Annotated in this window: 9 protein-coding genes and 1 tRNA gene; 8 read left to right on the top strand and 2 right to left on the bottom strand. The window is 66.6% G+C overall.

From position 1 onward, the window contains the following. Positions 1–37: 37 nt before the first annotated feature. Together CURSPS6_RS07670 and CURSPS6_RS07665 are read left to right on the top strand one after the other, a co-directional pair. Entirely contained in the window at positions 38–745 is a 708-nt protein-coding gene (locus tag CURSPS6_RS07670) for a hypothetical protein (RefSeq protein WP_051687733.1), read from the top strand. Between the two features lie 9 nt (positions 746–754). Beyond that, positions 755–1,408 (top strand): class I SAM-dependent methyltransferase, encoded by a 654-nt coding sequence (locus tag CURSPS6_RS07665; RefSeq protein ID WP_051687732.1) that lies wholly within the window; start codon positions 755–757, stop codon positions 1,406–1,408. An 88-nt stretch (positions 1,409–1,496) separates the two neighbouring features. Here the strand turns inward: CURSPS6_RS07665 and CURSPS6_RS07660 are convergent. Continuing rightward, positions 1,497–1,570 (bottom strand) — tRNA-Gly (locus CURSPS6_RS07660). A 96-nt stretch (positions 1,571–1,666) separates the two neighbouring features. On the opposite strand from CURSPS6_RS07660, the gene dcd reads away from it, so the two are divergent. Genes dcd through CURSPS6_RS12625 form a run of 3 tightly spaced genes read left to right on the top strand, consistent with a single transcriptional unit; the run spans position 1,667 to position 4,598 of the window. Further along, positions 1,667–2,251 carry a dCTP deaminase gene (dcd, locus tag CURSPS6_RS07655; RefSeq protein ID WP_030015308.1) on the top strand — a complete coding sequence of 195 codons (585 nt, stop codon included), beginning with the start codon at positions 1,667–1,669 and terminating at the stop codon, positions 2,249–2,251. 8 nt (positions 2,252–2,259) lie between these two features. Continuing rightward, the gene (locus CURSPS6_RS07650) at positions 2,260–3,525 is read left to right on the top strand and encodes a hypothetical protein (protein WP_152978086.1); all 1,266 of its coding nucleotides are present in this window, start codon (positions 2,260–2,262) and stop codon (positions 3,523–3,525) included. After that, positions 3,522–4,598, top strand: a complete 1,077-nt coding sequence (locus CURSPS6_RS12625; protein WP_030015305.1) for a MauE/DoxX family redox-associated membrane protein — start codon at positions 3,522–3,524, stop codon at positions 4,596–4,598. Before CURSPS6_RS07650 ends, CURSPS6_RS12625 begins: the two co-directional genes overlap by 4 nt. Here CURSPS6_RS12625 and CURSPS6_RS07640 read toward each other — a convergent pair. Beyond that, complete coding sequence (locus CURSPS6_RS07640; protein WP_051687731.1) at positions 4,519–5,832, bottom strand: MFS transporter; 1,314 nt, start codon at positions 5,830–5,832, stop codon at positions 4,519–4,521. The two genes, CURSPS6_RS12625 and CURSPS6_RS07640, sit on opposite strands and share 80 nt — an antisense overlap. 197 nt (positions 5,833–6,029) lie before the next feature. Here CURSPS6_RS07640 and CURSPS6_RS07635 point away from each other — a divergent pair, with 197 nt between their 5' ends. From CURSPS6_RS07635 to CURSPS6_RS07625, 3 genes are read left to right on the top strand one after another with little or no spacing between them, the layout of a single operon-like run. Then, positions 6,030–9,188, top strand: a complete 3,159-nt coding sequence (locus CURSPS6_RS07635; RefSeq protein WP_051687730.1) for a Na+/H+ antiporter subunit A — start codon at positions 6,030–6,032, stop codon at positions 9,186–9,188. Then, the gene (locus tag CURSPS6_RS07630; RefSeq protein ID WP_082470207.1) at positions 9,185–9,760 is read left to right on the top strand and encodes a Na(+)/H(+) antiporter subunit C; all 576 of its coding nucleotides are present in this window, start codon (positions 9,185–9,187) and stop codon (positions 9,758–9,760) included. Before CURSPS6_RS07635 ends, CURSPS6_RS07630 begins: the two co-directional genes overlap by 4 nt. Next, the gene (locus tag CURSPS6_RS07625; protein WP_030015298.1) at positions 9,757–11,382 is read left to right on the top strand and encodes a Na+/H+ antiporter subunit D; all 1,626 of its coding nucleotides are present in this window, start codon (positions 9,757–9,759) and stop codon (positions 11,380–11,382) included. The genes CURSPS6_RS07630 and CURSPS6_RS07625 overlap by 4 nt, the downstream gene beginning before the upstream one ends. The last annotated feature ends 1 nt before the right edge of the window (position 11,383 follow it).

Raw genomic sequence — 11,383 nt, 5'->3', positions numbered from 1 at the left:
CCGGTCCCCGCGGGCGTCATCGCATAGGGTTGAAGGCATGGCAGAAAACCTCCGCGATGTTCCGGCAAAGTATGGCCACACCCAGCAGGGATTTTATCCCCGCATCAATTCGTACGGCCGCCGGATCCTCGCGGTCCTGCCCACGATCCTGCTGGCCCTGGCCCTGTTGGCGATCCTGTACTTCAAACGACCCGCCGCGGCCTTCGTGGTGGTCGTTCTGGCGATGGAACTCGTCGCGGCGCTGACGGTGTATTCCCTGTTGAAGCCGGCCGTCGCGGTCCTGACCGATACGCACGTGCTGCGGGGCCGACTGATCGGGTGGAAGGCCGTTCGTCGCGACAAGATCCAGCACACGATTTTCGTCGAGAGGCTCCAGCCCAAGGCCGCGCTCACCGCGGGGGACGGGACCCTCGCCAAAATTCGGTATCGCGGTGTGCCGGGGCTCTGGTTCACGGGGGAGCGAGGAAAACGCCTCCTGCGTTTCGACGGCAGGATCTGGGACGCCAAGACGTTGCGGGAGCTCTCGACCAAAGTCACCCCCGAGACCACGAGGTACTCGGCGATCAACGTGACCGAGCTGGCCCGTGAGCACCAGGGGCTGGTCAGCTGGATCGAGCTCCATCCGGCCTTTCGGTCGACCGTGGTCGTCCTCCTCGGCCTCGCCTTTCTCGCGCTCATCGTCGTGCTCGGGGTCTGGCCCGAGGTGTTTGGCGCCCGCGACGGCATCGCCCATGTCGGGGAATAGGATGTGACCATGCGAGAGCCATCATTATGGGAAGTTCAGAAACAGCGAAATCCGGGACATTCGCGGTGGTACATCGAACGGTTCGAGACCATGCGCGCTCAGGGCGCGGATCTGAACGGGGAAGCACGATTCGTTGACGCCATGGTCCCCCGCGGGGCCGCGATCCTGGACGCGGGCGCGGGCCCGGGAAGGGTCGGCGGCGAGCTGACCCGGCGGGGCCACCGCGTGGTCGGGGTCGACATCGACCCGGATCTCGTGGACCAGGCACGGATCGATCACCCGGAGGCCACCTGGGCCGTGGGCGATCTGGCGGATCTGGATTCGGCCCTTGCCCCCGGATACCAGGGGAGCTTCGACGCCGTGGTTTGCGCCGGCAACGTGATGACCTTTCTGGCGCCGTCGACCCGTCGCGCCGTGCTGGCCGGCTTCGCCAGCGCGCTGGTTCCCCAGGGCCGCGCGGCCATCGGATTTGGGGCCGGCCGCGGGTACGACTTCACCGATTTCTTCGACGACGCCGCGGCGGCGGGCCTGTCCCGTAGCCTGACCCTCGGTACGTGGGACCTGAAACCCTTCTCGGACGACTCGACATTCCTCGTCGCGATCCTTGAAAAGCCGGCCGACCCGGCCCAGAGCAAGGGGGCCAGAACCAGCCTTCTCGGCTGAGGCTGTGGACAGTCCGACGCCGTCCCGCCGAGGGCGGAAAAGAAACACGGCGGATCGGCGAGAGGGTACTCGCCGATCCGCCGTGTGGTGGAGCGGCTGACGGGAATCGAACCCGCGTATCAGGCTTGGGAAGCGTGCGCTCTACCATTGAGCTACAGCCGCGCGGTGCCATGAGGCACGAGCTCTATTCTAACCCATCCTCGGGATGGGAGCGAACCGGGCGGCTCGCTTCTCGGCGGATGACCTATTCTTAGAGACGTGCTGATATCAGATCACGACATTCGCGAAGAGATTGACCGCGGCCGCATTCGCCTGGACCCGTACGACCCGGAGATGTTGCAGCCGGCGAGCATCGACGTCCGCTTGGACCGGTACTTTCGGCTGTTCGACAACCACAAGTACCCGCATATCGATCCGTCGAAGGATCAGCCCGAGCTGACACGGCTCATCGAGACCAAGCCCGGAGAGCCCTTCATCCTGCACCCGGGGGAGTTCGTGTTGGGCTCGACCTACGAGCGCGTCACCCTGCCCAACGACGTCGCGGCTCGCCTCGAGGGCAAATCCTCGCTCGGGCGGCTGGGATTGCTCACGCATTCGACCGCGGGGTTCATCGATCCGGGATTCTCCGGTCACGTGACCCTGGAACTGTCGAATATGGCGACGCTGCCGATGATGCTGTGGCCCGGCTCCAAGGTGGGGCAACTGTGCTTTTTCCGTCTCAGCTCGCCCACGGATCATCCCTATGGTTCGGGCGCATACGGCAATCGATACCAGGGGCAACGTGGGCCCACCGCTTCGCGAAGCTACCAAAATTTTCACATCACTGATACTTCGGAAAGTTAGATCACTCAATGACCGAGACCCTTGTGTTTTCCATGAGGGCTATGGGGGCGGTCGTGGACGTCGTTGCTCGACCCGGGATTCCTCCTCAGCTCATCGACTCTTTGCGGGCCTCCTGGATCGATTGTGAGCCCTTCCTGCCAGGGGATACCGGGCGCCAGGAGCCCCACGGCGACGTGCGAATAGTCCTCGCTCCGACGGAGGCACCAGCCACCGAGGGGCGCGTCGACGCCGCAATCCTGCGCGTCACCGCCGACGATCCATCATTGGCCGCGCGGGACTTCACCTCGATGGTGACGCTGGAGCTCATCAAGCATCAGATCGTGAAATTACATCTTTTCCACGCGGCGGCCCTGATGCAGGGGGAGACCGGGGAAGTGACGGCGTTGATCGGCCCGTCCGGGCGGGGGAAAACCACCGCCTCGCGGACCCTCGCCGGGAGCGGCTGGACCTACCTGAGCGATGAAACCTGCGCCATCGACCCGGCGACGCTGAGCGTGCTTCCCTACCCCAAACCGCTGTCAGTGATCGAGCATCCCGGGGCGCCCAAGGCCCAATGGGCGGCGTCCGGGATCGGCCTGAACACGTGGCGACGCGGCAAAGGCGCGGAGCCCCGGTTGTCGCGACTCGTGATCTTGGACCGGGTCGACGAGGCGCCCTCCGACCAGGAAGACGGGCTGTATCCGATGCCGCTCCTTCGTGGCGTCCAAATACTCGCGGAGCAGTCCTCCGGTCTGGCCCAAACACCGCACGCCCTGCGTGGGCTCGCCGAGCTCGCCGAACGCGTCGGCGGCATATGGCGCGTGCAGTACCGAGACGCCTCCCAGCTGCCCGGCCTTTTGGCGGCGGCCGGCGATCGGGACCACCAAGAGTGGGAATACGTCGAAGCCATGGGAGCCACCGGAGAGGCCGCGATCGCACCGGCCGACGATGAACGTCCGGCGGCCTCCATCGTCTCGCGAAATCCGGCGACGAGAGGGCTGCTGACCGAGGAGGGGATTCTGCTGATGCACGCGGACCGGACCGTGCTGTACACCCCCGTGGGCGCCGACCTGTGGCTCGAAGCGGGCGGCGGCATCACCCGTGAGGACCTCCGGCAACACCTGGAAGACATATACGGGCCCGCGCCCGAAGGTGCCTTCGAGGCGGCGCTTGCGGCCGCGGTCGACGACGGTGGCGTCCTCGAGTCGGTCCGGGGGCCGCGCGATGGCACGGAAGACACGCCTCCGCGGGACGAGCCCCACCCCGCTTCCGGGGCGGAGGAAGCCGCGTCGTGACGGCGAACCTGGTCCCGGCCGTGGTCCTCGCGGTCGTGCTCATCTGGTCCGGCGTCGCCAAGCTCCGGGCTCCGGGATCGGTGGTCTCCGCCATGGAGAACCTGGGGGTTCCGGCGGCCGTGCGCCGCAGGGTCGTCGTCAGGGCCTTTCCGTGGGGAGAGATCCTTCTCGGTGTCCTGCTGGTGGCGGCCCCGGGAGCCCTCGCCCCGGCGGTCGCCCTCGTGTGTCTGGCGCTTTTCGCGACGTACTGGGCCTTGATCTACCGGGTTTTGGGCTTTGACGAGCCCGTCGCGTGCCACTGTTTCGGGGCGAGCTCGGCCTCCGAGGTGACGCACCGGACGCTGTGGCGCAATACGATGTTCGTTCTCCTCGCCCTCTGGTGGACGGCGGCCTCGGTGGCCGCGTCCGGGCCCGCTCGGTGGCGCGACGTGACGGGTGCGGACGCGCTGTGGGGCCTTGGCCTGTTGTGCGTGGCCGCGACCGTCTGGCTGGTCACGGTGCCGCCCGCCGGCGCGCCCAAGCCGCGGCGGGAAGAGGATCCCGGAAATTCGGCCACCTCGGCGCGCTCGGGCGCGGGGACCACGGTCGCACCGGCCCAGGAACCCGTGGGCGACGAACTCGACTACCTGAGGACCCCCATCCCCGGCGTCGTCGTGCAGACCGCGGACGGGGAGTTGGTCTCCCTCAGGTCTCTGGCATCGAGTCAGGCACGGCTTCTCCTGTGGGTCTCGGCGGGGTGCGGCTCATGCGCCGCCGTGATGAGGGAGGCCGCCGGCTGGCGCACGGAATTCTCGCCGACGGTCGGGGTGCACCTCGTGACGCCGTCGAGCCGCGAGGCCCTGGAGACCGTTGCGCACCGCTCCCTCTGGGACTCGGCCCTCTACGACGTCGGCGGCGTGGTTTCCGAGGTCATGGAGCTCCCCGGGACCCCCGCCGCCATCTTGTTGGGCGCCGACGGGCTCTTGGCGGGCGGGCCCGTGCTGGGGCATGAGGTCATCGGGTTTGTGCGGGACGTTCGGGTCGAGCTGGCAGCCGCGCGGCCAGGGCAAGGCCTGCCGCAAGAACGATCATGATGCCCACGACGCCCCAAATCTGCGCGCCGAGCAGCCCGACGAACAGCGAGAAGAGCGCCGGGGCGAGGAAGCTCATCGCTCGCCCGGTGGTGGAGTAAAGACCGAAGTACTCTCCTTCGTCTCCCGGAGAGGTCAGCCGCGAGAGATAGCTCCGGGCCGCGGACTGCGCGGGTCCCACGAAGGTGCACAGCGCCAGGCCGCACACCCAGAACACCCACTGATCGTGGAAGAACAGCAGGGGAGCGGCGACGACGAGGAGCCCGGACAGCGAGACCACGATGACCCGGCGCGGGCCCCAGGCATCGTCGAGCCGTCCCCCGAGGACCGCGCCCAGGCCGGCGACCACGTTGCCGGCGATCGCGAAGACGATCACCTGGCTCGAGGAGAACCCGAAGGTTCCGGCCGCCAGGACGCCGCCGTAGGTGAAGATCCCGGCCAGGCCGTCACGGAATACCGCCGAAGCGATCAGGAAGCGGAGCGTGGTCGGTTCCTCGCGGTACATCCGCCGTAACGTCCGGCCGAGCCGCCGGTAGGAGCCGATGATCGAATCGCGGCGACCGGGGTTTCCCCCGCCCTCGGCCAAGCCGTAGCCGCTCGACGTCGCGGTGACACCCGGGAACCGGATGAGCAGCGGAAGGGAGAGCGCGAGGAGCCACACCGCCGAGAACAGCGCGATGGCCCGCAGATTCAGCGAATCCTCCTCGGGTATCCCCAACACCCCGGGGGAGACGAACCCCACCAGCACGATGGCCAGCGCCACGATGCCGCCAAAGTATCCGAAGGACCATCCCAGCCCCGAAACGCGTCCCACGGTCTCCGGGGTGGAAATGGACGGGAGCAAGGAGTTGTAGTGCACCGTGGCGATCTCGCTGAAGACGTTTGCCGCCGCGATCAGACCGACCCCGAGATAGAGAAATGAGGGTTCGGGGCGCGCCAGAAAGCACAGGGCGACGAACAGGCCGACGGCTCCCGTGGTCCAGGCGAGGGAGAGGCGGCGGGACCCGCTGCGATCCGCCCGCTGCCCGGTGATGGGGGCGGTCACGGCGACGACCACACCCGCGGCCGTCAAACCGGCCGAGAGGACTTGCGTGGTGTGTTCGGTGGACCCGAAGGCCTCGCTCGTGAGGTAGACGGTGAACACGAAGGTGGTCATCACGGCGTTGAAGCTCGAGGATCCGGCGTCCCACAGGGCCCAGGGGATCACCGGCTTTTTGCGGGAAGCGGCGGAGTGCATGATCCCCAGGATACAAGTGCCGTGCGCCACTGCGTGCCGCGGGCGAGGGCCGAAACGGTCTGGTCGAGGCATGCGCGCCGCGGAATTTATATTGCGCTGCAAAGCAATCAGCTCAGAGCTTGGCCGTCGGCGACCAAATTTCCCCGCTGATAAGCTTGACCGGGACTGGAACCGTGATCAGGCAGAGGGGGCGCCACGTGAGCATCGTGATTCTGGTCCACGCTTTGGCGGCGCTCGTCGCCCCGGCGTGCTTTCGCCGTTGGGGTAGAACGTGCTTCTACGCGCTCTCGATCGTCCCCGCCGTCAGCTTCGTCTGGCTCTGCACCACGGCCCCCGCCGTCTTCAGCGGTCACGTTCTCACCGAGAGCTACCCCTGGATCTCCCAGCTCGGGATCTCGCTGACGTTCCGCCTTGATCCGCTCTCATGGATTCTTTCGGCCATGATCCTGGGGATCGGCGCACCGATCATCTTCTACTGCGCGGCCTATTTTCGACACACGAACCAATACTCCGGGTCCTTTGCCGCCCAACTGGTTCTCTTCGCCGGCGTCATGTTCGGGCTGGTCACCGCCGACGACATGATCGTCATGTTCATCTTTTGGGAACTGACCAGCATCCTGTCCTATCTGCTCATCGGCTACGCGCACGTCAGATTCTTCGCCCGACGCGCGGCGCTCCAGGCGTTGATCGTGACGACCGCCGGTGGGCTCGCGATGTTCATCGGCATCATCATGCTGGCGGCCGCGAGCCACTCCTACCTTCTCTCCGAGGTCGTTGCCCGCGCCCCCGAGACCATTGCCTCGCCGGCGGGCGGGGTCGTGGTCGGCGCGGCCCTGGTGCTCATCCTGGTGGGCGCGATGTCCAAATCCGCGCTCTTCCCCCTGCACTTCTGGTTGCCCGGGGCCATGGCCGCGCCCACCCCGGTCTCCGCATTTCTCCATGCGGCCGCGATGGTCAAGGCGGGCATCTATCTCGTCGCGCGACTCGCCCCCGGATTCGCCGAGGTGGCCCCGTGGACCGGCGTCGTCGTGATCATCGGGCTCTTCACGATGCTCTTCGGCGGGTACGTGGCGCTGAAGCAATACGACCTCAAGCTGATCCTGGCCTACGGGACGGTCAGCCAGCTCGGCTTCATCCTGACGATCGTGGGCATCGGAAGCCCCGACGCGATTTACGCCGGATTGGCCATGATGATCGCCCATTCGCTCTTCAAATCCGTCCTGTTCCTGTCCACCGGAATCATCGACCACCAGGCCGGCACGCGTGAGATCACCCGTTTGTCCGGGATCTGGAGGAAAGCGCCGGTCCTGTTCGTGATGGCCGTGATCTCCGCGGCGTCGATGGCCGGCATTCCGCCGCTGGCGGGCTTCGTCTCCAAGGAGTCGATCCTCGAGCTCGGCGTGGAAGGTGCGGCGCAGGGCATGGGCGCGCTGGGACCGGGGCAGTCCGCCGTCGTGTTGCTGTGCGTCGCGCTGGGGTCCGTGCTGACCTTCGCCTACAGCGCCCGGTTCATCTGGGGCGCCTTCGCGACCAAGAAGCCCGACGACGCACACCCCGACCTGATCCAGGGCGGTTCCGTCCACGCGACGGATTTCCACGCGATCCCCTTCACCTTCGCCCTGGCCCCCGGGCTGATCACGGTCCTGACGATCGTCTTGGGGATCTATCCCGAGCCGGTTCACCTGATGGTCGGCGAATTCGCCGCGAAGTCCGGGGAGATCCACCAGCACCTGGCCCTGTGGCACGGGTTGACGCCGCCGCTGGGCATCTCCGCGATCATCATCGTTGCGGGCCTGGCGTTGTATCTGGCGCGGGTGCCGGTGCAGCGCGCGCAGATGTCTCTGCCGTCCGTGACCTCGGCCGATACGTCGTATCGCGGGGTCGTCGGGTTCATCGACTGGATGGCCGTCCGCGTCACGGGATTCACCCAACGAGGTTCCCTGAGCTTCTACCTCGCGGTGATCCTCGTGACGGCCGTCGTGGTGCCGACGATCGGGCTGTTCATCGTCGAGACTCCTCCGCTGAATCCCGTCAACTGGTCGGATTCCCCCGCCCAATGGGCCATTGCGGCCGTCATGATCGGCGCCTCGCTGATTGCCGTTCGCGCGAATAAGAGGTTCTTGGCGATCCTCATGGTGTCGGTGACCGGTTACGGGCTCGCGCTGATCTTTGCACTGCGAGGTGCGCCGGATCTCGCCCTGACCCAGATGCTGGTCGAGACGATCTCGCTGATCGCGTTCGTTCTCGCGCTGCGCATGTTGCCGTCGGGGATCGGTAAACGCCAGACCACGCGGCGGCCGGCCCGGGTGATCATCGCCGTCGGTTTTGGCCTGTTCATGATGGCGCTGGCGGCCTTCTCCATTTCCTCGCGCACGGCGACTCCGATCTCCCTGGAAATGCCCAAGCTGGCCTACGAGATCGGGCACGGAAAAAACGTGGTCAACGTGACCCTGGTCGATATGCGCGCGTGGGATACGTACGGGGAGATTTCGGTGCTGGCCCTCGCCGCGACCGGCGTCGCGAGCCTCATCTTCATCGCCGGACGTCAGGACGCGGGCCGCAACGGCCCTGCGCTGGATACAGGACGCATCCGGGCCGTCAACAAGAAATTCGCGGGGCGCACCGGCCTGAGCGCCGGAACCCGCGTCGTCGGTCGGTTCATGAACGTCAAGAGGGACCCGTTCCTGGTCGCGGGACGGACCTTGGCCCCCGAGAACCGTTCCCTGATGCTCGAGGTCATCACGAGATTGCTGTTCCACACCGTGGTCCTGGCCTCGGTGTATCTGCTTCTGGCCGGGCATAATCTGCCCGGCGGCGGGTTCGCGGGCGGGCTCCTGGCGGGTCTGGCCCTGGGGTTGCGCTACCTCGCGGGGGGACGCTACGAGCTCGAGGAGGCCACGCCCCTGAACGCGGGCGTGCTCCTGGGTTCGGGCATGATCCTGTCCGCCCTCTACGCGCTCCTGCCGCTGGCCTGGGGAGGATCGGTCTTCACGTCGTACGCGATCGAGCTGCACTGGCCCGTCTTCGGCGAGATCCACTTCGTGACCGCCACGATCTTCGATATCGGCGTCTACCTGATCGTCGTGGGGCTGGTCCTGGACGTGCTGAGAAGCCTCGGCGGCAAGATCGACGCGGTCCTGGAAGAGGAGCGCCGCCAGGAGCGCGAACGTTCCCGGGGAACCGGGCGCAAACGTCGTCGCATCAAGGTGCGCCGCGCCGGCGGGCCGCAGACGGTCGCCATTCCGTCGGGACCGGTCACGGCGACCAGCGAGGAAGAAGACCTGGACGGCTCCCACGCCGCCTCACGAGGGCCTCGAACGCGAGGCAACGACCAAACGAAGGGAGCCGACTCATGATCGATGCGTCATTGCTCCTGGTGATGGGCGTTCTCTACGCGGTGGGGGTTTACCTCGTGCTGGAGAAGTCGCTGACCAAGGTCCTCCTGGGCCTCATGCTCATCACGAACGCCACCAACATCCTGATCCTTCACACCGGTGGTCTGAAGGGGATCCCGGCGTTCTTCGATCTCAGCCGCGAGGCCGACGAGTACTTCGATCCGCTACCGCAGGCCCTCGTCCTGACGGCGATCGTGATCTCGTTCTCGGTGACCGCCCTGATGCTGGGCATGATCTACCGCAGCTGGGTGCTCTCACGCCGTGACGACATCATGGACGACGCCGAGGACCGCCGCGTGGCCGCGCAGCCGGATTACGATCCGGAGGATGACGACGCCGCACCGATCGAGCCGTCCGAGTTCGAGGGATCCGAGGAACAACGAGAGGAAGCTTATCGCCAGCGGAAACAAAGGGAGCAGTCGCGACGCGAGAGCGCACGCGGCGTTGCCGCCGACGAGTCGCCCGGCCTCGCGAGCGAGCACCACTCGCATCTCGGCCGCGGCGACCATGACCGGGGGGAGTGGCGTCCATGAACGTCGTTGAATTGGCCCCGGCCGCCGTCGTTCTTCCCCTCCTCGCGGCGGGCCTGAACTTTACGCTGTACAAATTCCCGAATGCTCAGCGCCTGCTCTCGATCATCGCGATGATCGTGATCTTGGCGCTCGAGATTACCCTGCTGATCTCGACCTGGGGGACCGGCCCCCAGGCCGTGACGCTGGGCGGCTGGGCCGCGCCCTTCGGCATCGTGATGGTGGTCGACCAGCTTTCGTCGCTGATGCTCGTGGTCTCCACCGTGGTGTCCTTCGCGGTGCTCATCTACGCGACCGGGCAGGGCCTGGCCGACGGCGACGGCGACGCGCCGATCTCCGTTTTCTACCCCACGTTCTTGGTGCTTCTGGCGGGCGTGTCCAACGCGTTCCTGGCCGGCGACCTCTTCAACCTCTACGTCGGTTTCGAGATCCTGCTGACGGCCAGCTACGTGCTCCTGACCATGTCGGGGACCGCCCCGAGGATTCGGGCGGGTGTCACCTACACCGTGGTCTCGGTGATCTCATCGATGCTGTTCCTGATCTCGATCGGCATGATCTACGCCGCCCTGGGGACCGTGAACATGGCGGATATCGCCGCCAAGGCGCCCGACCTTCCCGTGGGAACCCAGCTACAGCTTCACCTGATGCTCTTGGTGGCCTTCGGCATCAAGGCCGCGGTCTTCCCACTCTCGCTCTGGCTGCCCGACTCCTACCCGACGGCCCCTGCCCCGGTGACCGCGGTGTTCGCCGGATTGCTGACCAAGGTGGGCGTCTACGCGATCATCCGCACCGAGACCCTCTTGTTCCCCGGGGGCACCGTGGACAACCTCTTGGCCTTCGTGGCCGCCGCGACCCTGATCGTCGGGATCCTGGGCGCGCTGACCCAGAGCGATATCAAGAGAACCCTGTCCTTCATCCTGATCAGCCACATCGGCTACATGATCTGGGGGATTTCCCTGTCGACCCCCGAGGGCCTGATGGCCGTCGTGTTCTACGTCGCCCACCACATCGTGATTCAGACGAGCCTGTTCATGGTCGTGGGCCTGATCGAGCGCCGTGGCGGTTCCGCCAACACGGACAGGCTCGCGGGACTGGCCAAGATCGCGCCGATCCTGGGCATCCTGTACTTCATCCCCGCCATGAACCTGGGCGGCATCCCGCCGTTCTCCGGATTCCTCGGCAAGGTCGGACTCATCGACGCGAGCGTGCGCGCGGGCACGTGGCAGGGGTACGCGTTGGCCGGGGTAGGGGTCTTCGTCTCGCTGCTGACCCTGCTGACCCTGGCCCGAATCTGGAACCGCGTCTTCTGGCGCAAGCCGGAAGACGCCGAGTTCCCCGACCCGATCCTGCTGGCCAAAGACCAGGACGGTAACTACGGCGTCCGGACCTCCGGGGAGCTGAGCGTCGAGTCCCGTCGCTACAAGGGACGCGACGTCACTCTGCTTCCGCGGCCGATGATCGGGTCGACGATCGGCCTGGTCGCCGTGGGCGTGGCGATCACGCTGCTCGCCGGACCGCTGTTCGACCTGTCGGATCAGGCCGCGAACAACCTGAGCAACCCGCAGACGTATATCGAGGCGGTCCTCGGTCACGACCGCGCGGCAGCCGCGGAAGGAGGCCACTGAC

The sequence above is a fragment of the Curtobacterium sp. S6 genome (assembly GCF_000710345.2).
Classification (GTDB): domain Bacteria; phylum Actinomycetota; class Actinomycetes; order Actinomycetales; family Micrococcaceae; genus Rothia.
This window is presented reverse-complemented; position numbering and strand designations above follow the sequence as displayed.